Here is a 25,367-nt window from a genome sequence, read left to right as displayed (position 1 = left end):
TCAATAAATTATTCACCGTAATTGTGTTTCCACCATTATAACAGTGTTATTAATATGCTAAAAGTACGAACACTTTATGTTTGCACATTGGCAAACGCCCTCACCTATTCTAGCATATTATGTGCCGTTAACGCCTCGTTTTTCCCCTAGTTTTTACGATGTACAATATAGGCTGCAAACTCACGCAATAAGCTGGAATCCACTTCCAATTTATCTAGTGCGTTAATGGCATGTTGATAATGCTCAGTAAGCTTTTCTTTTGCTCCATCTATAGATAATAGAGCTGGGTATGTGCTTTTATCACTTGCTACATCTTTACCGGCAGTTTTACCTAGTTCTTCTGTAGTACCCTCAATATCTAAAATATCGTCTTGAATTTGGAAGGCAAGACCGATATGATGCGCATATTCCTTTAAAGTTTCGCGATTTTCTTGCGTTACATCAGCTAACACTGCTCCCGCTTCAATACTAAATCGTAAAAGAGCGCCAGTTTTATTGACATGGACATGCTCAAGTTCAGCTAAGTTTAGCTGACGCTTCTCACCTTCCATATCGAGTACTTGACCCCCAACCATACCTTCTGCACCAGCTGCTTTACTTAACAGATTGACTAGTTCAATGCGTTTTTCAGCTGATACATCCATGCGTGCTAAAATACCAAACGCAAGTGTATTCAATGCATCGCCTGCAAGTGTCGCTAATGCCTCACCATAAACTTTATGATTTGTTGGCTTTCCTCTACGGAAATCATCATTATCCATACTTGGTAAATCATCATGGATTAACGAATACGTATGGATGACTTCAACTACAGACCCTACAGTTAAACCATCCTTCAAATTCTTATTGTATAGTTCAAGAACAGCTAATACGAAAAGAGGGCGAATACGTTTACCTCCAGCTTTTAATGAATAAAGCATTGATTCTTTTAAATTCACTGGTGCATCAATTTTCTCGACTAGTGCAAACATTTCAGCTTCAACTTGTGGTATGTTGCTTTCAATAAAATGTTTTAATTGCTCGTTCATTTTTAGTTCTCTCCCTTTAGTGGATCAAATGCCGTAGTCTCACCTGTCTCTTGGACAATAGAAATTAACTGCTCCTCAGCATGTTGCAGCTTGCTATGGCAAAATTGTGATAGCTCCATTCCTTGTTTATATAGATCAATTGCATTTTCTAGCGGCACATCACCTTGCTCTAGCTGACGGACAATTTCCTCAAGTGCCATCATTGCATCTGCGAAAGTTTGTTGTTTCTCTGCCACAATTATTCCCCCTCATTTTTCGGCAAGATCTTTACCACATCAGCAATAACCTTTCCATCATGGAAGGAAAGTGTTAATTGATCCTGTGGCTTTATATCAGCTGATGATTTTAACATTTGATTATCTTTATAAGCTACCGTGAAGCCCCTTGTTAAAATGGCAAGTGGATTCAATGCCTCTAAAGTTCTGACAGTTGCCTCAAATTGTTGTTTTTGCTTCGTTACATAATGCGTTGCAGCACGAGTTAATTGTTGGACGTGAGTTTCTAGTTCTCGTTGATGGAAAGCTAATGCCTTTTTCGGCGAGTGCTGTTCTACCGCACTATGTAATTGTTGAAACTTCGCTGTTTTCTTCATCAAATCGACTTGCATTGCTTTTTGTAATCCCGATTCGAGTTGTGCCAGCCTTTCCGTAAATGGTCGATATAGGCGTTCTGGCATTGACAACGGATAAGATTGTTGGAGCTTATTTAGACGTTGACGTTCTGCCATAAGTTGCGCTCTTACAATTTGATGCAGTTGTGATTTTTGTGTAAGCACCCGTTGATATAAATCTTGTTGATCCGGTACAGCCATTTCAGCAGCTGCAGTTGGTGTCGGTGCGCGCAAATCAGCTACATAATCCGCGATAGTCGTATCAGTTTCATGGCCTACTGCACTAATAATAGGAATACGACTTTCAAAAATCGCTCGTGCAACAGCTTCCTCATTAAATGCCCATAAATCTTCAATTGATCCACCGCCACGCCCAACAATCAATACATCGCAACTAGCATCAATATTTGCTCGCTCAATATTTTGAACAATATTTGGCGCTGCTTGTGCTCCCTGTACAAGGGTTGGATAAATAAAAACTTCCGCAAGCGGATAGCGTCTTTTTAATGTTGTACAGATATCTCGAATGGCGGCACCTGTTGTCGACGTTAAAACACCGATTTTTTCTGGAAACCTCGGAATTGGTTGTTTCCACTCAGGTTTAAAAAGCCCTTCTTGTTGTAACTGCTCTTTCAGCTGGTTAAAGGCAACAAACAAGCTACCAATTCCATCTGGTTGCATTTCCTGTACATATAATTGATATGTACCGTAGCCTTCATAAACGTTTACATCTCCACGGATAAATACTTGCATACCTTCCTTTGGTTCAAACGCTAATTTTGTGGCTGCCGTTTTAAACATGGTAGCAGCAATTCGTGCTCCATCATCCTTTAATGTAAAGTAAATATGTCCTGATTGATGAATCTTGACATTGGATAACTCTCCCTTTACGTAGACTTCACGTAAATGCGGATCAGCATCAAATTTCCGTTTAATATATTTTGTTAATGCTTTTACAGTTAAATAAGAAGCAGATGACATTTTTCCGGCTCCTTTACTAAAATCAAGTTTTTCACAAAACTACACCTATCATAACATTTTTTATTGCGCCTGACGTGCCAAAATGCAGTTTCGTTAGAAAAAACGACTGTCTTTCTCATACTTTGAAAATCTTACTATAACATTTCTATTGAATAGTTACCTCGATAAAGCTTCCATCAAACGAAATGATTGCTTATGCAAACGCATTAGAATTACAAATTCAGGAATTCCACTGCAACTTCTCGGCAAAGTGAGGGGTTGATTTTCGTTCCGATTGGGCGCTTTTTTGGGAAGCCGCTGATCCCGGAGGAGTCGCCTGGTCTCCACTACAATCAACTATTTCATTTAACTTTAGGATGAAGTTTATAGCAATTAAGTGAAGCGGCAGCAACATGGCTTTTCTGTGCGAAAGCGAAGCGGCAGCAACATGGCTTTTCTGTGCGAAAGCGAAGCGGCAGCAACATGGCTTTTCTGTGCGAAAGCGAAGCGGCAGCAACAACAAATACTTATATCTGCGAAACATAGGGGAAGGAAGTAACAGTAAGCTACAAGCACATCACTGATAAAAGTCTTTTCTTTTCCATTATGGCTTGTAGCCTGGAACGGTAAACCTCCTCATTTAAGACGCTACAACATTCATTTCATTTTTCAACAAGAAGACCTCACAACTAATTATAGTTATGAGGCTTTTTAAATTAATAAAATATTAATAATAACGTACCTACGAGAAAGCAATAATATGAAAAGTAGCTAAGCTTGCCACTTTTCATGATTCCCATAAACCAACGCATCGCAAAATAAGTCATAAATAATGTAACAATAAATGTCGCAGCATAAGGAATTGCTAATGCACCTTTATTAGGTTCTTTTAAAAAATCTGAGATCCCAAGGACAACCCCACCAAGACTTACAGGAATATAAAGCATAAAGGAAAATCGCAAAGCGGTTTCCTGCTTCATACCAACTGCAATGGCTGAAATAATGGTTGCTCCTGAACGACTAATGCCAGGTGTTAAAGCTACAGCTTGACCAAGACCTACGATAATGGCGTCTTTTGCAGTCAAATCCGCATCCTTTTTCGTACCACGCATATTACGGATTAGCCATAAGGCAATACCTGTCACAAATAACATAAGAGCAATTGTAGTCATACCAACATTATTCGCAATAACATCACTTAATAAAACACCTAAAACGCCTGCTGGAATAGAACCAATCACAATAAATACTGCAAAACGAAAATCAGCTTTATAACGATTCTTTCGTGTTTTTAGATAAAGGAAAAAATTTGTGATGAGTCGGACAATATCCTCCCGATAAATATAGACAATAGCTAGTAAAGAAGCTGTGTTCGTTAAAATAGCAAAAGTAAAACCTTGCTCACCTAGACCAAGAATTTCACTAGCAATCATAACATGTCCACTCGATGATACAGGAATCGGCTCAGTAAATCCTTGTACAAGACCGATAATGATATGTTTGATTAAAAGTATTAAATCTATGTTTTCCAAAAAAAACCTCCCTATTTATATGTATGACCCAAACGTTACATTAGACGTTCGTTCACAAAGAACACCCAGAAAGTAAAAAAAAATGCAAAAAAACTACCTCAATAAGAATATTGAGATAGCTTTTTGCAAATTAAAGAGTCATTTAAAATTATAACTTAACTTGAAGTGCAAGCTTATTTTCTGCTGCTTGAACTGTGTTGAATAGTAGCATAGTAATTGTCATTGGTCCTACGCCGCCTGGTACAGGTGTAATGTGAGAAGCAATACCATCGACCTCACTAAAGTTTACATCACCGCAAAGCTTGTTGTTTTCATCACGATTAATTCCAACATCTATAACAACTGCGCCTTCTTTAACATGCTCCTTCGTAATAAAGTTTGCACGTCCAACTGCTGCAATTAATATATCTGCTTGTTTAGTAAATGAAGGTAAATTTGGTGTTTTGGAATGCGTGTATGTAACGGTTGCATCTTTTTGTAGTAGAAGTTGTCCCATTGGTTTCCCAACGATATGACTACGACCCACGATGACCGCATGCTTTCCTGCTATTTCAATTCCTGAATATTCAAGAAGCTTCATTACGCCAAACGGTGTACAAGGCAAAAATGTGTCTTGGCCAAGCATCATTTTCCCAACACTTACTGGTGAGAAGCCATCAACGTCTTTTTCAACAGCAATTGTGGCAATAACAGTATCCTCATCAATATGTTTTGGGAGTGGTAATTGTACTAAAATACCATGAATATCTTCACGATTATTTAATAATTCAATTTGTGCTAATAATGCATCCTGCGTAGTTTCCTCTGGTAGTTTGATTAGCTCAGAAAACATACCAATGGCTTCACAAGATTTTTGCTTATTTCTCACATATGTAGCTGAGGCTTGGTTGTCTCCTACTAAAACAACCGCTAAGCCTGGTGTTAATCCTTGCTCTTTTAAACGCGTTACTCGCTCTGCTACTGAATTACGAATTTCTTGACCAATTTCTTTACCATTAATAATTGCACTTGACATAGACCTTAGTTACTCCTTCCAATTCAACACATTTTATAGTTCTGTAAATTTAGAAAGTACGCCATTAACAAATTTCGACGAGCCATCGTCTCCAAATGTTTTGCATAACTCGATTGCTTCATTAAGTACTACTCTTTTTGGTGTTTCTGGCATGTATAAAATCTCGTATACAGCTAGACGTAAAACCGTTCTTTCAATCTTAGGTAAACGGGCAAGTGACCACTTTTCAAGATGCTGCTCTAAAGTAGCATCGATTTCCTCTAAATGTTCAACTGTTCCAGTAACAATCTTTTCGTAGAAGACATTTGTTGGTTGACCTTTGATATGGCCCATTGCTTCTTCTACTGTTAGTTCAGTATTGTCTAGCTGAAACAAAACTTGCAACGCTTTTTCGCGTGCTTCATGTCGTTTCATGTAAAGCTCTCCTTCTTAAGTGGCATTAAGGTTTATAATAGCATAAATTCGTATGAGAAACACGAATTCAAGCAAGTTTTAAATAATCTGATACCTTTTTCAAGCAAGTTTTTGTTTATTTTAACACCCTTCAATCAACTTTATGAAATTAAATGTAGAAAATGAAAATTCACCATTAATGTTTAAATAACAAGAATGTTATAATTAAGGAAAATAATTCATCTTTCGAAGTGTACATTATGCATTATGAAGTTAAATGTACAAGTTGCAAAAGAACTTTCAAATTATATGAGGGTGAGGAACAATATAAGCAATACAAAGAACGCAAATCCCGCCTATTTTACTGCGAGGATTGTAAACATAAAATTCGTTTTGAAGCCATAAAAACTTCTTTAGGAATTATTAGTCGAGGGAATACTTAAATAGTGAAACAACACTTCGAAGCAATAAAAAAATTTATTGTGCACTTTCTCTGCTACCTTAAAAATTATTGTGCCACCTAGTATAACTACGAACTAATACTTCCAAACTTATAAAAAACTGAAAAAAATTAAAACAAATCTTTTGACCCTATAGTTACTATAGGGTTTATTGTATTACGTGGAAATATTATAGTAGATTTAGATTCATGTATCGTGAAAGATTGAAGGAGAACAAAATGAATAAGAAACAAATTTTAACATTAAGTATTTTATTATCGAATTTATTCATTGCCTTTTTAGGTATTGGTTTAGTTATACCTGTGCTACCAACAATCATGAATGACCTGAAAATTTCAGGCTCTGTTGTTGGTTATATGGTGGCAGCATTTGCTATTACTCAACTTATTGTCTCACCATTTGCCGGTAAAATGGTGGATAGTATTGGCCGAAAAATTATGATCGTTGCAGGTCTTTTTATATTCGGTTTTTCAGAGCTGCTATTCGGACTTGGGCGCACAGTTGAAATACTCTTTATCTCACGTATGTTAGGTGGTGTAAGTGCTGCCTTTATCATGCCTGCGGTGACCGCCTATATTGCTGATATTACAACATTGTCACAACGTTCAAAGGCACTAGGCTATATGAGTGCAGCGATTAGTACTGGCTTTATTATCGGACCTGGTATCGGTGGATTTTTGGCAGAATTCGGAACACGCATACCATTTTACGCTGCAGGTATACTTGGATTTTTAGCAGCGATTTTATCAATTATATTACTAAAAGAGCCGGCACGTACTTCAGATGATACAGAGTCTGCACCATCAATTTTAGGCAGTGCGAAGCGCATTTTTAGCCCACTATACCTTATACCATTCGTGCTTATTTTCGTACTATCATTTGGTTTAGCTGCATTTGAATCGTTATTTAGCCTATTTGTGGATCATAAATTCGCATTCACGCCTTCAGATATCGCGATTATTATTACGGGAAGTGGGGTAGTTGGGGCCGTTGCTCAGCTAGTATTATTCGATTGGCTGACAAAGAAAATGGGCGAAATTAATCTTATACGATATTCACTCATCCTATCTGCTGTTTTAACATTTGCTATGACCCTTGTTAGCCACTATTTCGCAATATTATTTGTCACTTTCTTTATTTTCGTCGGCTTCGATTTAATACGTCCTGCCGTTACCTCTTATTTATCGAAAATTGCCGGTAATGAACAAGGATTCGTCGGTGGCATGAACTCCATGTTTACAAGTCTCGGTAATATCTTTGGTCCTATTTTAGGTGGGATATTGTTCGATATAAATTTAAACTATCCATATTACTTTGCGACAATTGTTTTAGCAATCGGCGTAATACTTGCTTTGTTCTGGAGAAAGCCAAAGCAAATTGAAATATAATAAAGTAGCGATACTAATCACTGCTAATCAATTTCCGTTAACTACGTAAAAAGAAGGATTGCCCTATAGGCAACCCTTCTTTTTATTCTTGTACAGCTACTTCTTCTTTTTCAAAGTGAATACCTGTAATGTGTACATTCACTTCTGCTGTTTCAAGTGCTGTCATATTATAAATCGCTTGGCGAATTTGAGTTTGTACTTCCTTCGCCACTTTTGGGATTGTAAAGCCATATTTTACAGAGCAAAATACATCAATGGCAATCTCACCAGTTTCAGTAACACCCGATTTAATGCCCTTATTGTGAACTTTTTTACCGAAGCGTTCTACTACGCCAGTAGCAATATTACCACGAGTTGCCGCGACCCCTTCTACCTCGTTCACTGCGATTCCAGCAACAACCTCGATTACTTCTGCTGCTACTTCAATTTTCCCAAGTTCTTCTTTTCCAGAAGGCGTTGGTTGTACGAAAGATTGTCCTACTTTCTCTGCCATACAAATATCATCCTTTCCCTTACACATCACAAACAAATGCTGTACTTACGCTTATTATACTATAAAAAGGAAGGTTTGGCTTCGCAAAGCCGATTTAATTTATTTGGGACAGGTTAATGTCGATAAATATGAAAAGCGAAAACAGCTGCTACTCCACAAATGAATCTCCCCCACCCTCTATGCAAATTAATCAAATCAAATTTAACTTACAGTAGAGTGAATCCTTCTATTAGCCACTTTAAAACCTGACGTTGATTTTATCACCTACGACTTTAGATAACATACCAAAATATTTCAATTTTTCCATTTTAATTTCTACAAACAATCATAATACGCTATAATTCCCTTATATATGGAATTTCTGAATAATTAAGAAATATGTAAGAGAAGGAATTGAACTAGATGGGTATTTTTACGTTTATATTAGTGTTACTTTTAGTTTTTACAGGTTTAGCAATAGAAAGAATTTTGAAAGATATACGTGACCAAAATAAAGAAATCATTGAAATATTGAAAAAGAACAACCGAGATAAAGAAGAAAATACAAGCGATTAAGTTGAACATTAATTCTAAGCTTGTATGTATCAGGACTAGTTACTAGACGCTAGTTCTTTTTTCCGCTTCTTCAATCGCTCCTATAACTTCACAATAAGCTACTTAGCAATTATTAAACAACATCCGCGACTGATTCTCTTGCACTTTACAGTCTAAAAAACCTCCTAACTAATAAAAGTTAGAAGGTAATAAAAATTTATAGTTTTCCTCTATACCCCTTGTACATGGGATGCACTTCATCCATGACTGGAGTTTATTTGTATTTATCTCACTTTTTCCGACTTAAAGGCAAATGTTACGATCAACAACAAGGCAGCAAAGCCAATCAAATATGATAATTCAGGGATGGCACCGTTTAAACCTTTGCCGTACAAAACAGTCTCCCCTGCTTGTAAAAACCAAGTCGTTGGCATAAAATCACTAATTCTTTGCATAAAGTCCGGCATGATTTCTCTAGGCCAAAAACATCCACCGAGCATAAGCATCGGGATATTGATCAAAGCTGTAAGCGAGCTTGCCATCAGTGCGCTTTTTGAAAATCTGCTGATGGCAACGCCAATGGCTACGCAGGCAAGGGCTAACGCAAGACAAACTGCGATGACCTCCAGTTGCTGATTTGACGTCGACCCATAGGATATATCGACCAGTTTCGGTAAAGAACTGATTAACAGCAGAACCTGAATCGCTGCAACAAGGAAGCTGGCTAACATATGCTGTGAGAAATAACTAGATCGTGTCAGCGGGGTTGCAGTGATCCGATCATAGACTCCGGTAAGCTTATCCTCCAAAATCAAGCTTGTGGAAAAGGAAATCAGAAACAACATACCAAACGCGATGTATCCCAGTGACGTAACCGCATTGTTTACGTCTTTTTCAGAGACACCAGTGGAAAAGCTCTTATATTCAACAGCAAATGCATTCTTATTGTAAGCTTCCAACCCCTTATAGAATACATCTTCATTCCCTTTTGCAGATGTCGCAATTTGTTTCGCAGACGATATGTAACTAGATACATACACTTGAACGGGTCTGGCCACATTGGAAGCTTCAAGGGCATAGCTTATAGCAGCAACATCTTTTCCTTCCAGCATATCTGCAGTGAATCCTGATTGAAAAGTAAAAGCGATGTCCAGTTTCTTGTTTACAATTAAGCCCTTCACATCGTCACTTGGGGTCAGTAATGTCACATTGTATTTTTCTTGCATTTTCGAGACAAGTTCCTTTGTGAACGGGGTGGAATCCTGATCTAGTATGCCTAAATTATATTTTACATCTTTAGTTGCAGCGGAAATCAAAAACAAATTCATTAGGATCGGAATTACAAGCATAAACAAGATGTTTGTTCGTTTACGAAATATTCGTTTTATGCTGTTGGATAAGATTGTCATGCTCTTTTCCTCCTTGAAACCAAAATGCTAATCACCGCGAATAACATCGTGATAGCCAACATTTGACCAATATTCATAAAAGCAGAACCCAGCTGATCGTTATACACGACATTGAATATCGCTGATTTTGCATAATAGCTTGGCGCAATTGCTGCGAAGGCTCCAAAATCAACAATGACAAAGCCACCGATAAGGAAAGTTGACCCCAGAGTCACAATGTTAGCAATAGAATCGGCTTTTACGGAATCCTGGGTGAGAATGGTTAACATGCCACCTAGCGTCGTGGTTAATAAGGAGAATACAAAGACAACCAAAACGATGACAGCAAAGTGATCACCCCAATCAACATCGTATACATATTTGGTAAATAGGATAATCACCATGCCCTGCAAGAAGGTAACCAAGGAAAGACCAATCGTTTTACCTAGGTATTGTTCAAAAGGTTTAATCGGCGAGAGCTTGAGCCGATCACCCACTGTGCCCAAATAGTCCTCTCCCATTCCGGACGCGCCGTATTCCTGACCGCGTAACAGAAACATCAGAAGCATTGCAATGGCGTAATACCCCATCGCTGTTGCCGATTTGGAATCGGTTAGAGGCTCTTCTTTCAAACTAGTATCCGAATTCGCTTGTTCAACTTGCAAATCGCCCGACATGGTGGCGACTACGCCTGCGGTATTCATGTCATTCACCAGAGTGTCCACGACATTCCGGACGATTGTCGTATCGACGCCGGTAGATTTGGCAAGGTAGACTTCAACCGTTTTGCTTGTCCCTTCCGTTTCCCCTTGATTCGAGAATCCATCAGGAATATAGATAAACGCATCTGCCTCATCGTTATTTAGAATCTCTCGTCCCTCATCAAGAGAGTGAACTTGATCGAACTCCGCCAAGGATTTAATGTCTTGCGAACCAATCATGGAGTTGATGAACAGTTTACCAAGTGGACCTGAATCCTTATTGCTGTAGACGACCTTAACTTTATCCAATGAGGTGACATTAAACTGGTCTTTGAAAGCTGAACCCAATATTAAGATAATCACCATAAAACTGAGCAATCTGACGAAGATAGGTTTAGGATCCATCAAGATCCGCTTTCCTGAATAATAAATTTGTGTAAGAATATTCATAGTTTCACCACCACCTCGAATTAGTCTCTCAGTTTTTTACCAGTTAACTGCAAGAACACCGTCTCCAGATTCGGTTTTTCCATCGTCATGGATTTAATTTCATATTCATTCTGGATTAGATTTTCCAATAACACCGTAAGGGATCTCTCGTTTTTTTCCAAATGGATGTCAAGTACTCCGTTTATGTTATTGCATGCGGTGACGCCATCCGTCTTTTCAATCACTGAAACGGCAGTTTCGGTATTCGATACAAGCTCCAGGCTCAATCGATTTCCTGTCGAAATGGAATCGATCAGCTCCTCGATGCTTCCAAGTGCGATCACTTTACCAAAGTCCATAATAGCAACACGTTCGCAGATGACCTCGATTTCTTCCATGTAATGTGTCGTATAGATGATAGTCATCCCATTTTGATTCATGATTTTGATTGATTCCAGAATATTGTTGCGCGATTGAGGATCGATTCCGACCGTCGGTTCATCCATAAACAAGATACGCGGCTTATGTACAATCGCACAAGCGATGTTCAGACGTCTCTTCATACCACCCGAAAAAGTCTTAGCAATGCCTTTTCTTCTGTCCCAGAGTCCGGTAAACTCTAGCGCTTCCTGCACGGCTTTATCTAACTTTTCGCCACGCAATCCATATAACTTACCCCAATACATCACATTGTCGATGGCGCTTAAGGTCTCGAAAAAAGCGTAGTCCTGCGGCACATATCCGACAGATCTTTTAATTTCTCTCGCATGTTTGGAAAAATCCTTGCCGAACATCTTCACTGTGCCATCGTTGACTCTTAACAAGCCCAGCAAAGTATTCATCGTTGTCGATTTGCCTGCACCGTTAGGTCCCAGCAGGCCAAATATTTCACCTTCGTTAATACTCAAATTGACACCATTCACAGCTGTATAATCCTTGTACTTTTTCACCAGACCCGTTACTTCAATGATCATCCTATTTCCCTCCTCAAACGTATTGCAATGCGGGTACTCTCCGATTACTCTCTTGATTTCACATTTCTTTCCTGCAAAGACGTGGGAGGGTACATCTCCTTGACCACCTTACTACTGTCGCTGTTACTTATCATATACAACTCCCCTATCCCATCGGCAATCTCATTTACCAAAAGATAAAAATACCCTAACAAACCAAATAAAGGAAATGAAGAATGCGCTAGTGCCTCCATCTACGACCAACGGGGACACTTCGCATTCTCTCCATCGATTCTTTGAAACTACGCATACCTCTTTCTCTTAATAAGCTGGACGATCCCACTAGATAAAACAAACAATCCGTACAAATAAAGAATCATATTGATTCCGACAAAGATACCTTCCGTGACTGTCAAAGGAAAGATTTCATTGAAAGAAGTGATTTTTTTAGACAATCCTAGGTTGGTTGTAACATGATCGAACGCGGAAGAAGCCAACAAAATAAAAATACCGTGTTTAATTTTGTTTCTCATTGTTATGTGCCCCTTTTTGTTGAAAGATAATTACATGTGACTTTAATCCCTGTAGTTTTCGCACTATTCAGTATAGTTATTTTTTTACATTATGTCTATTAAAATATATCAATACAATTAATTGGTAGATTTAATAAACCTCTTAATGAATACTCTTTAAATTTGTAAAAATGACTATTCAAATTACAATCCCCTCTTGAAAAGAATACAATTTAATAGATTGAACAAAATAAATTTTTCTCTCCGAAAATTTTATCCATTAGGAAAACCATACTCTTGTCCTTATGGTACTGTTTCTCTTTATAGTCGAAACAATCACACTAATAATCGAAATTACTAATTTAGCAACCTTTTGCAATAGACACCTACTATAATTTTATGCTACAAACAGACTATATATTAAGTGTAAAAATTAAACATTTAATGAAAAACTAATCTATTTACAAAAGTGTGGCCCCTAGTAAGTGGACTGAATGTTCTTAGTAAAATATATAAATTTGTTAAACTAACGAAGTGTTTTTCTTGAAGATCATTAAGATGCATATGCGGCTCTTTTTTCTTTGTGGAATCTATTTGAACTTATCGCTTCTCCCTGTGCTGTATGCCCCCTTATAATGTCAATCATGCCTGTTCTCTGCTTATTTTTAGACATAAAAAAACCTCCTAACTAATAAAAGCTAGAAGGTTATAAAATTACGAACTTTGATAGGTGTTCTACTCCCTATTCTATTCCGGGCGTATAGAGTGGGTAGACAACAATAAAGACGACGGCCAATAAGGCTATCGTCTTTCTTTTTATTTACTTTGCTTTTTATGCGATTTCTTTTTCCGCTTTTTTGTTCTTAGTTGATCTCAGTTTCTAATGCTTCTTTCCAATCTTGTTCATAGTCATCTTCATCAAGAACAACGTTGTAAATTTTCCATTTACCATCATCACTTTTCTTAAGATGAGCAGTTCCTGATAAGTCAATTTTCATGTTAAAAGACATATCTGGAGCTGTCAAAGATTCATTATATACTAAGTTATCAATGCGGACTTGAGCAAAATGATTATTTACAGAAACAGCATTGATCGCATATTCACCAATCGGCTCCATCTTGAATATAGTATCTGATCCTTCAAACATACCTACCATATCCAAACTATCAAGTGAATAAGCTAATTGGTAACCAATTGTCGTTTCACGATAAAGTGCTTCTAATGCTTTTAAGTCTTTTTGTACAGTGAATTTCATCTCATCTTTAATGTTACGATCAACTGTTTGAATGATCGCAAGTTGATCTCCATCTGTTTCGGGCTCTAGATGTAAGGCACGGTCAATCATCACGATAGCTTCAGCACGAGTTGCATCATTGTAAGGTTTGAAAACATCTCCGTACCCTTTGATAATTCCTACAGCTGCCGTTTTCATAACCGCTTCATAGGCGAAATTTCCCTGTGGTACATCCGGGAATACTTTTCCTGTTGCTGAAAAATCAAGCTTTGACTCGAATGCACGGTAAATCATGACTGCCATTTCGTTACGAGTAATCTTGTCATTCGGTCGGAAAGTACCGTCTGGTTTACCATTGATAATGCCTTGGCTACTAGCAACCTTAACATACTCGTAATACCAATTCACCGGTTTTACATCAGGGAAAGATTTAACTGTTTCACCTGCACGTAAATTCATCGAATTCACTAAAATTTTAGTGAACTCAGCACGAGTAATCGAATTTTTTGGTTTTATAGAGACGGATGTGTATTCATATTTCTCTCCATCTTCTTCAAACGATTCTGTTTCCACATATCCGTCTATGATATCCGAATACAAGAAGCGTTCCAATTCATTGTATGCCCAATGATCGTAATCAACATCCTCCAAAAAATACCTATCGATGGATTTTTCTGCTGCTTCTGCTGGCGAAACAGAAATAAGTCCAAATAATATAAGGGAAGATAAAAAAACATATATTGCTTTCATTGGTTTTCCTCTACTTTCTTCTATTAAATTTCTACCAATAGACATAGTTTACATGACTGCTACTAATATAAATAGAGTGAAAAATATGGAAATTTTAATAGTTTTACGCTTGACAACCGCACCCAATAACTAGCAGAATGGCGCACGCTCTAAGAAATCGGCTGAAACGTAGTTACCTTATGTCACAAACCACAAAATAAAGCCTAGTATTTTCTAAATCGAAAATACAGGTACGCTGACTACTTTTACGCACAAAAAAGACCCCCTAACGAATTCGTTTCGTTAAAGGGTCTAAAAATCGGATATTCCGTTTTGTTTTATTCCTAATTCTATTCCGCTGACAAATACCGCACAACTATTTCGCAAGCTTCCCGACTAATAGCCGAGACGATTAAACGTTGATACGCCTTACTTGCTTGTCCCCAAAACATCATTCTCTTCTAGGAACTTCGTATTGAATTGCGCTGATTTGAAAACGTCATTGTTCATCAATGCTTGGTGGAATGGAATTGTTGTTCCTTAAGGCTTCATGAAACATCTTCCAAAGCTCAGAAACCCTTACAGAGCAAGGATTATACGGATATTTAAGAATAGAATGATTTCAGAACGCAATACTATCACCTTCTATTGATAGAATAGCATTTTGAAAAGTTGAATACTAGTCTCGTTTCTTAGTAACCCCAATTTGTGTGGTTGATACAGGTCATATTTAATAGGAAGACATACGACCATATACAATCGCTCTTTTCTTTAGGCTGTTTTCGTATAGATTGTTGCTATTAAAACATAAAGACCAAGTTGAACCTACACATTTTGCAGATTAACTTGGTCTTTTTGTTTTGAGCTTTCGTAAGTTCTTCTTAAACTAAAGCACTCTGTTAGTTCAATTAGGCAAATAGTTTAATATTCTAATTATTTCTGAAGAAGATGACACAAATTTGATTTTACATTTGAAAGAAAAAACTAATTTATCTTCACCTTCCCCGCAGTACGGTCAGGTAAAATTGTATCTAAACCATTTATCATAGCGAAATCTTTTGAAATACAAAATACCTGTCGAAAACAAGCATGTAGTTGAGCTACATTGTAAAATTCTATTTCTTCAACTTTCTTTATTGATTTAACCTTACGATGATTCAAAATTTCAGTTAAAAATTCCTCCCTCTTTGCAAGTACTAATAAGAGTTTATCGGTCCGAGGAATAGCATATTGGTCAATTTCATTCGGTGGTTCATGTATAGCTTGTAGAAATTCCCCATCGTCTAATACCCAAGCTACCACTGGGGTATCCGATGTATAAAAGGGTATTCCTGTATTATTTTCCATAAGAATCCAAATGTAATCGTTGGCTAGTTTTTCTGCTAAAACATAGGATTTACTAAAGATTTTTTTAGAATGTTCAAGTACTATTCTCTCATCAAAAAAGCCTCCTATTTCCGCAACAGACTCAGCATTTAATGCTCTACTTATAAAACTTTTGAAGTCTTGTTGCATTCCGTTACGGAAAGACTTTGTTCTGTAATACTGGAAGGCTAGACTGAAGGCTAATTGTGATAAGTCGGATTCTAATAATACATATTCATTTTCATTTTTTAATTTGCTATAAGAGTTAAGTAGTTTTTCAAGAGAATTATTAAATACAGGCTCTATTTCATAGGTAAATAAGTCATCCACAAAATTTGGATTAATCTCATCTTGAAGTAACTCTTTCTTAATATCATTAATTTCCTTTTCCGATAATGTGTAAAAAAAATTCTCTGAAGATACCCCCATTAGGCCTGGGTTGTAAGTTTTATTTTGTATCTTATCATACACCCAGATGGACTCCTTAAAATTGGTGTATTTTCTTAAGTATAACCTTGGAACAAAGTGCTGGTTAATTCCTGACATAATTACCACTCCCTTACTATCAATTCAAATTATCTTTTTGAACTATACTAATATTAATAAAAAATAACAACTCTTATTTTAGGTGTGGAAATAGTTTATATTGAACTAACCTGCTCCGTTAGTTGAATAACAACAATCTTTGAGAAAACAGCCTTTCTTTATCATATCGTTTCGATTTCTTTCTAGTTAGGTGTTGAGGGAACGGGACACGCTCTCTTTGAAATGCCATTTTTCGGTATATCGGAAAGTGCGGGGGTAGGTTTACCGCTCTTTGTCAATATTTCCCCAACCCTATTCAGATGGCTCTGTAAGACGTTCTGATACTAGAATGATTAATGTGTCAACTCGACCTGTGACGGCTCTGTGTAGCGCTCCTGTGACGTTGCTGTATGGCTCTGACACACTCACTGACCTGCAATATCACCTCTAGGTAAAATGTGAATTTTACAAGTCAATTTGTAGTTAACGAATAGGTGATAACCCCTTATGTATCAATACTTTTAGAACAATAGAGCCGTTAGAAGAAAGATACACTTTTAATGCTATTTTCAATTGATTCCTCTGTTATCCCAATGTAACGCAATGTTGTCTTTTGTGATGAGTGATTGAAGATTTCCATTAGTGTGGCTACGTCTTTTGTCGCTTGGTAGTATGTATAGCCAAACGTCTTACGCATTGTGTGAGTACCAATGTCCTCCCTACCAATCATGTCACCTGCATTAGTAATGATTCTGTATGCCTGTGTAGTTGAAATATGACCGTCACCTTTACGGCTTGGGAATAGGTAAACTGTGCCTGTTGGCAGTGTTGCTGTATAATCTGCAATTTCCTCCATTACGTGTGATAGAATCACTGTACGCTCTTTTTTAGTTTTGCCTTCTAGGATTTGAAATTTCGATTTCCCTTTAACCTGTTCTACATTTAGCGCTACTAAATCACCACAACGTAAACCTGTTGTAATCCCTAACTTGAATAAAAGTTGATTGCGTAGACCAAATTCTTTCGTCATTCCCAATGCTTCAATCAAGTTATTAATATCTTTCTTTTCTTTCAACGGTTGTACATCAATTAATGTACCTTCTTTCGATTTCGTGTTTGCCATGTTTATAACCCCTTTTATTATGTATCCTTATGTCAATATATAAACAATACCATACATTCGTATATCAGTCTATATAAGAATGGCTCTACATCAACATTCGTTATGTATCCTTTTCACCAAAAGCATACATTCAACTTACGATAACACTTTTAATTTATGTGGGCTATCGTTAGCACCTACATTTCTCTATGTAAATATCCATCAATAATTACTCGCATTAATCAATGAAACAATTTGACCTGTAACTCGCTGCTCTTTCATCTGTTTATCCATTGGTGCAATCTGTACGGGTTTATGATGTGGTTCATAATGGATTAGCGATTGATTAGATTAGTATGGGACGGTTTAGGTCTTGTCGTGTCGCCTGTGATAACAGTCAATCTTATTTAACGCACTTAAACATTCACCTCACACCAATATTTGTAAATGTGCTATACTACAAAAAATGACTGTCAATTCCAAATTTTGTTATTTTGTAACAAAGGAGGTGAATACTATGAACAAAAAAACATTTGTAATTTTCGTAATGGGTTTTCTTACAACAGCTCTTGCATTACCATTGCTGAGTTCGTTGGGTGTACCTTCGTTTGATGTTGTATTAACTGCTCTGTTTGGGGAAGGAAATATATGGGCGTTGATTTTTTCTTTAACGTTAATCCTTCTAGCCACATTTGGTGTTGGGAAGGCTATAAAAAGCTATAACTAAAACTACAAAATCAAATAAATTCTATTTCACAAACGAGTGCTTAACTCAAAAGAATAGGACTTGTCTGTATGATAAATTTTCATATATGCAAGTCCTTTTGTTTGCTCCCTCAATCACTCCTACAGCTTCACAAATGGCTTGGTAGCTCCAATCAGACAACCTGTAAAAATGATTTCCTCTATTCAGCTATCAACGCTCTGTAGCTCGTTAAACACTTTTAGACGCTTGCTAACATTCTTGTCGTAACAGTCAATCTAACTTGTTGCACATTTACCATTCTTCTACCAACTCACATTTCATTATGTTATGATTTTCCCATATAGAGAATCTTCATTTAATTGGGGGAAAGGTAATTTATATGGATATGAACGATATTTTAAAACAAGAAATCAAAGAAGAATATAAAAAGCATCACTTAGATAGACCTTTTATCGTAGCAATCGACGGGCTAAGTGGTGCAGGAAAAACTACGCTTGTACATCAACTTAAAAATGTAATTGATAATGTAGTGATTTTACATATTGATGACCATATTGTTAAAAGAGAAATGAGATATAACACAGGCTATGATGAATGGTTTGAATATTATCAGCTACAATGGGATACTATTTATCTAAAAGAAATTTTATACGAAAAACTACATCAAAACGAAAAGCAATTACTTTTGCCATTTTACAACAAAGAAGAAGATACCTTGACAAGCAAATCAATCAACTTACCACCTAATAGCACAGTAATCATCGAAGGCATATTTCTTTTGAGAGAAGAATGGAAAACATTTTACGATTATATAATATTCCTAGATTGCCCTAAAGAAGTAAGGTATGAACGTGTACTTCATCGTGATACTTACTTAGGAGATTTAGAAGAACGATTAAAGAAATACCAAAAAAGATATTGGGTAGCAGAGAATTATTATTTAGAAAAACAGACCCCATTAAAATTTGCTCATAGTATTCAACGTGTATAATGGTAGTTTATTAAAATAAATTCCAACTTCATTACAGCAAACTAGGACTTGTGTTTATGATTGATTCTCATATATGCAAGCTCTTTTGTTATACTTCCTCAAAAATCTCAAGTACGCTTCATAGAACCAACTGTGAGATTAATCCATGTGACCAAATATCCACTTGAACGAATCTCGATGCGTTACAATGCTGTTCTGTAGAGGTAGGCAATATAAAAAGCACACCAACTTAATTGTGATGTGCTAGTAGGAAATCGTACATAATATCCTTTGAATCAAGATAAGCGTTCTCTATATCATCTCGACATGCTTTGAAATATTTACGGAATGTTTTCCATTGTCCCTATCTATCTCTAGTATGACTCTGACAGTGTTTCATTGAAGCGTTAAAGCAAATCTGTATGGCAATGTCTAGCGACTTGTGGTTCATTGGTGAACGTGTGACCAGACAATAAAGAGCGATAGAGCATTAATTCACTCTACCGCATATCATGACTTCTTATATTAGTTTGTATTTCATTCTAGTTCCTGCATAGCAATATATTAAAACGGTAAATAACCAAGGTCATCTAAAACATCGCTTAACACTAAATATAATTTATTTTTATCTTCAGTTAAACTCTTAACCACATTATCTCTATTAATCCAATCTAAAACCTCATGTTCTACACTGAATAACTCCGAACCATCTCCAACATCATTATTCGCAATGTATTCTCTAACTATCAAATTAATTCTATCTTTTAATATCTTATCTCTTTTCTTCCTATTTTCTTCACTGAATTGATACGTTAATTTCGATTCAACCTTATTAGGCTTCACTTCTCTAATTTCTCGCTTAACATCACTAAACATTTTTTGAAGATAGTCCATCATAGGTAATTCTGTGCTTTGTAAATTCGCTACTTTAAATGTACCAAAATCTTTTAAGTACATACTTTCTTCTTTTAACGACTTCTTATAAGTAGCATCTAATTTCAATTTCAATTGATTCTTCATATCAACAATATCTTTATACCTTAAATCTCTCGGATAATTTATATGGTATATAGATGAAATATCAAAAACATAATCTGTTGAATCATCCTTTAACAATATAAACGGTCTATCAAATGCCAATCTTACACCTAGTTCGAACATTACATTTGGATTCTTAGAACTAACATCAACAATTACAATATCATCAGAATAGATTCTTTGAATTATTGTTTTTTGAATTAATGTAGAATCCTCTGCTTCGCTAACCATACTTACTTCAACTTTATAATCCTTAAACTCACTTAATGCTTCTTCAATTATTTTTCTCACGTCACCCCAATGCCCTACGGGATAACCTTCAGTATGCGATATAGGCATTATTAAACCAACTTTTAATTTCTTTGTCTCTGTTTCTGTTTCACTTGATTCATTCTGTTTAGATTCAGCAACCATCTCTACCACAACTTACACCCCTTATATTATATTTATTCCATTATAAGACAAAAAGCGACCGTATTTCTAGAAAAAGCGATATAGCCATTGCTTTAGAACTGAGAAGCAATCTGAGTGCAATCAATGCAACCAACCATCCACTTGAACAAATCTCGATGCGTTACAATCTGTTCTAATCTATTTTATTCCACTAGCATTATCAACAGGAATTTAGTTCGATAGTAAATGAAATGACCACTTCAAAATTAAATTGAAGTAGTCAAACATTATCGTATCGTCATTGGTAACAGCGCCACTTCGCTGTACTAACCGTGATGAATATATTCATTGTAGATTTCAACTAAAAGCACAATATTTGTGGCACATAGATTTAGTGCATACCGAACAATCTTATCGGTTACTTCAACTTCAATTACTCCATCACCATGTGAATGTTTATTCCTTACAGTTGGTAAGCCACTTTCTAAAGTGTTACTTAATCCGCTAGAGTGTGTCTGCAAATAACTTGGAATAAACTCTTTATTCATCAAAGTTGAAATTAACTTCTTAGCATTATCACTTTGTTTATACGAGTAATTCAATTCTTCACAAATAATCTTCATAGTACTTTCAAATGCTTTCCCTGCATTTGTGATAGAACCTTTTAGATTTCCATTTTTGTAATCATTAAATGCTTGCATATACTCATTTGAAGCACTCTCAAATTCGTTTTCATATAAGAGTTGAATAGCATTAACTATTACCTCTTGATGAATGAACTTACTATCTATTCTTATTAAATTCCCCGATATGTATTCATAACCTAAGGAATTTTCTCTAAACTTTTTATTTACCTCACTAATTAAGTAATGGAAATGCTCTACTAATTCTCCTGCACCTTCAGTAGATTCTGCTACTTCATACTGTACTAATTCTTCTAGTGTTGCTAATACAATTTCAAAGCAATATAATGCCCCAACATTATTGCACATCTTTAATATTTTAATAACTTGAACCTTATTCGAAATACCATTGGTCTTCATCTCACCAAATTCAATATTAAGTATTTTTGTAACAGGTGTCCATAAGTCATATTCTGAATAGGGAACACACTCTGAAACTAATAATATAAACTGATTTCTTAATTTCTCACTAACCATCTCATATTGATAAACCTCATTATGTTCTCTAAATCCCATTCTCTGTTCAAACTCATATAAACTCCCCATAACCAAGCCTCCTTACACCTAAATGTTACACAATTAACCTAATAATCTCAAGGTTAGAATCATATGGCTTTGTCTTTAGGTTTTATATATTTCTTGAATACTGTGCTAAAAAATCATATATTAAATCTGCTGAATCACTGCACACTCTCTCTATGTCGTCACGACCCACTTTGAAGTGCATACGGAATGTTCTCCATTGCTCCTAACCACCTCTAGCATAGCTCACATGACGCTCCATTGAAGCAGACAACCAATGTCATGACTTCATCAAAGCACCTCATAGCGTGACTATAAGCTTCTGACAAGACAACAAAAAAGATAGAGCTGATTGCTCTATCCCTTAGCCCCACTACTCAATTTGAGTTGGTTATATCAAAAACATATCCATCTTTCATTGTCAAAACCATATCATCATATGTCCAAAACTCTGCTTCATCTGAATTGAAAATATTATTAGGAGAACCTAAAATGAGTTTCACTTCGTCCTCTGAGTGACCTGTTTTAACCTCTCCTAAGCTCTCTTTTAGCTCTTTTGACTTTGCTGAGATATATCTGTCAAAAACATCTTCTGCTTCATGGTATAGCGCCATATTTTCTTTAGTGATATATTTCTCGTCAGCAAATAACTCTGCTTCTGTATAGTCCTTATAGAGTACATTTCCTTTCATAACAGACGCAAATGAGTTATTCATATTCTCTATCGCTTCTTTTTTAAGCTTGTCTAAATGTTCATTTCCCTTGTTTGTTTTCTTGTATTCTTCATTGTTCTCAATTTCATCAAGTGCATCCCATGACAACCTTATGATTTTTAAGTTTTTAGCGACAGCACTTGTTTTCTCCATGTTGTTTATTGAGTCAATGTAGCTCTCGTAAGCCCATTCTTTTGATTCAACCAAAGCTTCTAGTTCTTCTCTAGCTTCTTTTTCTTTGTATATTTTAATAAAATAACCTGAAAAAGCTACTAATAAAACTAATGTTATAATTGCTACTATAATTTTTGATTTTGTGTTATTTTTTGTCATTAATTCCACTCCAATAATAATACTATGGTCTACAAATACATAATACTACATTTATGACTATATTAGTATATAAATTTAAAACTTAATTACTTTTGTAGTCCATAGTATGTGGTTTAGTGTCTTACATACCATTGTAATTGATTTAAAAAGGAGATTTTGTCTCTTGAATGAAATCGAAAATATTACAATTGGTACAGTATTAAAACGAGTTCGTAAATCTCTAAAACTTTCACAAGAAGAATTAGCTCATAGAAGCAGTTTAGACAGAACTTATATAAGCATGTTGGAGCGGAATATCAAACAACCTACCATCACTACTATTTTTCTTTTGTCAGAAGCACTTGAAATGAAACCCTCTGAATTTGTTCAGCTACTAGAAAATGAATTTGAAGGTCACACTATTAAGCGAACTACGGTATAGCTATAAATGCTCACACAAGCTCTATGACCACCTTAAGCATGATTATGACACCTAAGTTATTTATAACGCTATCGTTGCTCATAGGGCTTGTAGCAAAGCACTCTGTTATGTCACGCTCACCTTCGACACTACTTCCTCTGTGGAAGGTGTATCGGCACACAGAACCCACCTGAGAGCAATCTATCCAACCCAACTGACATCTATCTAATTCTTTAATCGTCTGAGTACAGTTTTGAGGAGGTAGGAAACAAAAAAAGGAGAGCATTTGCTCACCTTTTCCTCAATTCCCATTAATCATTTTCCAATTATGACCAACTTTAGTGAATCTATCATCATCTAAAACATTATCAATTATAGTTAGAATCGGATTTTCTGAAAGAATATCCTTTACGAAATAAACATAATGTTTCTTTCCACTTTTCAGTAATTGCTCTGCGGTATCTAGTTCATGTTGTGAAATATAGAACTCATCTTTATCAGTAGAAGTTGCTTTAACCTCAATATAGATTTTATTTCCTTCCAAATCATAAGATAATATATCGTAACCATTTTTCGGATTATCTGCAATTGACTTGTCAATTTTGTTTGCGAATGGGGTGTTAATTAACTTTTGATATTCTAGTTTAAAAACATACTTTTCCCCCATTCTACCTATTTCTTGCATCACTTCATACAACCTTTGAAAATCCACTCCTTTCTTAGTTAGTTCCTTTTTTCTTTTATCGTATTCCTTTTCAAGTGTCTCAAACACTTCGAAGTTGTTTACCTTCTCAATAGGACTATTTGACAGTTGCTGATAACCGAATACTTTTCTTAACAAATCTCCACAATCCTTACATACAAGTTTTTCTTCAATGGCACACCAATTATGCAAGTCCGATGAATATTTTTCTTGGCAATTAGGGCACGTTAAAGTATTAACTGTCTTAGTGTTCTTAATCAGTTGAGGAGTAAGATTTTTTGTAATGCCAACTTCTCTTGCTAAATCTTTCAAGTTCCCATTCAAATTCGTGAATCCATCATTTTTACGTTTACTTAACTGCTCAAATAACTCCTCAAAAATATTCGGTAAGTCAATAGTTTCATCTCCAATGTGTAATTGACCGCTATCAAAGTTATCGCTCTTAATACTCAAAATATCTTTATTATTAAAGTCATATTCATTAAGAATGTACCAACATAATTTCATCTTAAGTTTTTCTATGTTATCTGTATGTACTTCATAAAAACTTTCTAACTTAAGTAAATCCTCAAATTCCAAAATAGGGTACTTATTTATTGGTCTACTCAGTTTAAATCTATCTTTATTCTGAGTTCGTTTTACAAAATGCTCCTTTACTTTTTCAAGAGGAAAAATTCCTTTGAACTCATCATCTACGAGAACTTCTTTAGAAAATAAGAACTTAAAAAGTGTATTTGCGTAATTTTTAATATCTGCGCTGCTTTTCTTTTCATTTTGAATAACTAGATAATCATCATAGATAAATTCAGAAAAATGTTTTCCAAACTTCTTAATAACATGCTTATTTAACTTGCTATAAACCTGATTGTATGAATCTTTAGAATAAAACTGCGTAACAAACTCATTGAGAAAACTTTCATTGTCAATCAATATTAATTGACTTCTTGTAATGCCTAACAAATTCATATTTATTCCTCCATTCTCCAATACAATCAACCTTAACACATAAAATGGATTTATTTGCAATCTTCACTTTATTGTAAAGTATTTTACTATCATTATTCAGTCCCTACAACGCTCTCAATGAATCGAGAAATGAACAGGTGAATAGTTGGTCACTCAGTTATTCTAAGCGCTGTTTAGGGAACATGTGTCAATCTCATTAGAAGCAAACATAATAGCCATAAGTAGCTCTTTCTCTTTTGTTATCTCGAATGTCTTATGTTCATCACTAGAGTTCTCAATGATGTTTAGAGCTTGATTTCGAACCTCTTGAGCTATCTTAGAATCACGTAGCATGAAGCCAACCAATAGGATTGCTCGTTTTGTGAAGATGTATGAACCTCTACGAGAAACACCGTATTCCCCTAGCTCATTTAAAGTGTACATCTTGTACCCTTTATCCATATCTGCTTTAATCTCAAGGTAAGCCGTCATTTTCATACCATTGGATTCAAGCTCCACTGAGTTGCGTTTGACCAATTGCTTCAAAGTGTTTAATTCTACACCGTAGAACTCAGCAACTTGTTTAGTCGTTGCTAATTCAGTATTAG

The 25,367-nt window shown here is 35.8% G+C and carries 25 protein-coding genes and 1 pseudogene; 7 read left to right on the top strand and 19 right to left on the bottom strand.

Translation table 11 applies throughout. The annotated features are described in order from the left end of the window. Positions 1–146: 146 nt before the first annotated feature. Genes ACZ11_RS04925 through xseA form a run of 3 tightly spaced genes read right to left on the bottom strand, consistent with a single transcriptional unit; the run spans position 147 to position 2,619 of the window. On the bottom strand, positions 147–1,028 hold the full coding sequence (locus tag ACZ11_RS04925; RefSeq protein WP_049664207.1) for a polyprenyl synthetase family protein: 882 nt from the start codon (positions 1,026–1,028) through the stop codon (positions 147–149). 2 nt (positions 1,029–1,030) lie between these two features. Beyond that, complete coding sequence (gene xseB, locus ACZ11_RS04920) at positions 1,031–1,264, bottom strand: exodeoxyribonuclease VII small subunit (RefSeq protein WP_049664205.1); 234 nt, start codon at positions 1,262–1,264, stop codon at positions 1,031–1,033. A gap of 2 nt (positions 1,265–1,266) precedes the next feature. Then, the gene (gene xseA, locus ACZ11_RS04915; RefSeq protein ID WP_049664204.1) at positions 1,267–2,619 is read right to left on the bottom strand and encodes an exodeoxyribonuclease VII large subunit; all 1,353 of its coding nucleotides are present in this window, start codon (positions 2,617–2,619) and stop codon (positions 1,267–1,269) included. Positions 2,620–3,011: 392 nt separating this feature from the next. On the opposite strand from xseA, the gene ACZ11_RS26175 reads away from it, so the two are divergent. Further along, complete coding sequence (locus ACZ11_RS26175) at positions 3,012–3,182, top strand: hypothetical protein (RefSeq protein WP_161804435.1); 171 nt, start codon at positions 3,012–3,014, stop codon at positions 3,180–3,182. Positions 3,183–3,314: 132 nt separating this feature from the next. Here the strand turns inward: ACZ11_RS26175 and ACZ11_RS04910 are convergent, their stop codons facing one another. From ACZ11_RS04910 to nusB, 3 genes are all read right to left on the bottom strand, one after another. Then, positions 3,315–4,130 (bottom strand): undecaprenyl-diphosphate phosphatase, encoded by an 816-nt coding sequence (locus ACZ11_RS04910; RefSeq protein ID WP_049664202.1) that lies wholly within the window; start codon positions 4,128–4,130, stop codon positions 3,315–3,317. Positions 4,131–4,278: 148 nt separating this feature from the next. Continuing rightward, on the bottom strand, positions 4,279–5,145 hold the full coding sequence (gene folD, locus ACZ11_RS04905; RefSeq protein WP_049664201.1) for a bifunctional methylenetetrahydrofolate dehydrogenase/methenyltetrahydrofolate cyclohydrolase FolD: 867 nt from the start codon (positions 5,143–5,145) through the stop codon (positions 4,279–4,281). Between the two features lie 33 nt (positions 5,146–5,178). Next, positions 5,179–5,559: a transcription antitermination factor NusB gene (nusB, locus tag ACZ11_RS04900; protein WP_049664199.1), complete on the bottom strand. Its 381-nt coding sequence runs from the start codon at positions 5,557–5,559 to the stop codon at positions 5,179–5,181. A gap of 239 nt (positions 5,560–5,798) precedes the next feature. Between nusB and ACZ11_RS24930 the strand changes: the two genes are divergently transcribed. Beyond that, the gene (locus ACZ11_RS24930; RefSeq protein WP_082172675.1) at positions 5,799–5,981 is read left to right on the top strand and encodes a DUF2197 domain-containing protein; all 183 of its coding nucleotides are present in this window, start codon (positions 5,799–5,801) and stop codon (positions 5,979–5,981) included. 236 nt (positions 5,982–6,217) lie between these two features. Further along, on the top strand, positions 6,218–7,387 hold the full coding sequence (locus ACZ11_RS04895; protein ID WP_049664198.1) for an MFS transporter: 1,170 nt from the start codon (positions 6,218–6,220) through the stop codon (positions 7,385–7,387). Between the two features lie 82 nt (positions 7,388–7,469). Here ACZ11_RS04895 and ACZ11_RS04890 read toward each other — a convergent pair whose 3' ends face one another. Next, entirely contained in the window at positions 7,470–7,880 is a 411-nt protein-coding gene (locus ACZ11_RS04890) for an Asp23/Gls24 family envelope stress response protein (protein WP_049664196.1), read from the bottom strand. 402 nt (positions 7,881–8,282) lie between these two features. Between ACZ11_RS04890 and ACZ11_RS26515 the strand changes: the two genes are divergently transcribed. Continuing rightward, complete coding sequence (locus ACZ11_RS26515) at positions 8,283–8,435, top strand: hypothetical protein (protein ID WP_166672060.1); 153 nt, start codon at positions 8,283–8,285, stop codon at positions 8,433–8,435. A 263-nt stretch (positions 8,436–8,698) separates the two neighbouring features. Here ACZ11_RS26515 and ACZ11_RS04885 read toward each other — a convergent pair whose 3' ends face one another. The 7 genes and pseudogenes from ACZ11_RS04885 to ACZ11_RS04855 form a co-directional block, all read right to left on the bottom strand. Then, positions 8,699–9,823 (bottom strand): ABC transporter permease, encoded by a 1,125-nt coding sequence (locus tag ACZ11_RS04885; RefSeq protein WP_049664195.1) that lies wholly within the window; start codon positions 9,821–9,823, stop codon positions 8,699–8,701. After that, on the bottom strand, positions 9,820–10,953 hold the full coding sequence (locus tag ACZ11_RS04880) for an ABC transporter permease (protein ID WP_049664193.1): 1,134 nt from the start codon (positions 10,951–10,953) through the stop codon (positions 9,820–9,822). The genes ACZ11_RS04885 and ACZ11_RS04880 overlap by 4 nt, the downstream gene beginning before the upstream one ends. Positions 10,954–10,973: 20 nt before the next feature. Further along, positions 10,974–11,906 carry an ABC transporter ATP-binding protein gene (locus tag ACZ11_RS04875; RefSeq protein ID WP_049664191.1) on the bottom strand — a complete coding sequence of 311 codons (933 nt, stop codon included), beginning with the start codon at positions 11,904–11,906 and terminating at the stop codon, positions 10,974–10,976. Positions 11,907–13,260: 1,354 nt separating this feature from the next. Next, a complete protein-coding gene (locus tag ACZ11_RS04865; RefSeq protein ID WP_049664188.1) occupies positions 13,261–14,382 on the bottom strand; it encodes an S-layer homology domain-containing protein in 1,122 nt (373 codons plus the stop codon). Between the two features lie 408 nt (positions 14,383–14,790). Next, a pseudogene (locus tag ACZ11_RS27410) lies at positions 14,791–14,898 on the bottom strand (hypothetical protein); the annotation flags it as partial. Between the two features lie 447 nt (positions 14,899–15,345). Continuing rightward, complete coding sequence (locus ACZ11_RS04860) at positions 15,346–16,272, bottom strand: DUF4238 domain-containing protein (protein WP_082172673.1); 927 nt, start codon at positions 16,270–16,272, stop codon at positions 15,346–15,348. Positions 16,273–16,789: 517 nt separating this feature from the next. Further along, entirely contained in the window at positions 16,790–17,374 is a 585-nt protein-coding gene (locus ACZ11_RS04855) for a tyrosine-type recombinase/integrase (protein WP_049664185.1), read from the bottom strand. 496 nt (positions 17,375–17,870) lie between these two features. On the opposite strand from ACZ11_RS04855, the gene ACZ11_RS04850 reads away from it, so the two are divergent. Both ACZ11_RS04850 and ACZ11_RS04845 read left to right on the top strand, forming a co-directional pair. Next, positions 17,871–18,080 carry a hypothetical protein gene (locus tag ACZ11_RS04850; protein WP_049664184.1) on the top strand — a complete coding sequence of 70 codons (210 nt, stop codon included), beginning with the start codon at positions 17,871–17,873 and terminating at the stop codon, positions 18,078–18,080. 358 nt (positions 18,081–18,438) lie between these two features. Continuing rightward, the gene (locus tag ACZ11_RS04845; RefSeq protein ID WP_049664183.1) at positions 18,439–19,050 is read left to right on the top strand and encodes a kinase; all 612 of its coding nucleotides are present in this window, start codon (positions 18,439–18,441) and stop codon (positions 19,048–19,050) included. A gap of 543 nt (positions 19,051–19,593) precedes the next feature. On the opposite strand, the gene ACZ11_RS24695 is transcribed toward ACZ11_RS04845, so the two are convergent. From ACZ11_RS24695 to ACZ11_RS04830, 3 genes are all read right to left on the bottom strand, one after another. After that, the gene (locus ACZ11_RS24695; RefSeq protein ID WP_053093199.1) at positions 19,594–20,490 is read right to left on the bottom strand and encodes a hypothetical protein; all 897 of its coding nucleotides are present in this window, start codon (positions 20,488–20,490) and stop codon (positions 19,594–19,596) included. A gap of 296 nt (positions 20,491–20,786) precedes the next feature. Beyond that, a complete protein-coding gene (locus ACZ11_RS24690; RefSeq protein WP_053093198.1) occupies positions 20,787–21,689 on the bottom strand; it encodes an STM4504/CBY_0614 family protein in 903 nt (300 codons plus the stop codon). A gap of 353 nt (positions 21,690–22,042) precedes the next feature. Then, entirely contained in the window at positions 22,043–22,711 is a 669-nt protein-coding gene (locus ACZ11_RS04830) for a hypothetical protein (protein WP_049664181.1), read from the bottom strand. Positions 22,712–22,874: 163 nt separating this feature from the next. On the opposite strand from ACZ11_RS04830, the gene ACZ11_RS04825 reads away from it, so the two are divergent. Then, complete coding sequence (locus tag ACZ11_RS04825; protein ID WP_236690780.1) at positions 22,875–23,132, top strand: helix-turn-helix domain-containing protein; 258 nt, start codon at positions 22,875–22,877, stop codon at positions 23,130–23,132. A 280-nt stretch (positions 23,133–23,412) separates the two neighbouring features. On the opposite strand, the gene ACZ11_RS04820 is transcribed toward ACZ11_RS04825, so the two are convergent. After that, positions 23,413–24,780 (bottom strand): DUF3883 domain-containing protein, encoded by a 1,368-nt coding sequence (locus ACZ11_RS04820; RefSeq protein ID WP_049664180.1) that lies wholly within the window; start codon positions 24,778–24,780, stop codon positions 23,413–23,415. A 162-nt stretch (positions 24,781–24,942) separates the two neighbouring features. Next, positions 24,943–25,305 (bottom strand): hypothetical protein, encoded by a 363-nt coding sequence (locus tag ACZ11_RS04815; protein WP_134008444.1) that lies wholly within the window; start codon positions 25,303–25,305, stop codon positions 24,943–24,945. Positions 25,306–25,367: the final 62 nt, after the last annotated feature.

The organism is Lysinibacillus xylanilyticus (assembly GCF_001183605.1).
Lineage (GTDB): Bacteria > Bacillota > Bacilli > Bacillales_A > Planococcaceae > Lysinibacillus > Lysinibacillus xylanilyticus.
This window is presented reverse-complemented; position numbering and strand designations above follow the sequence as displayed.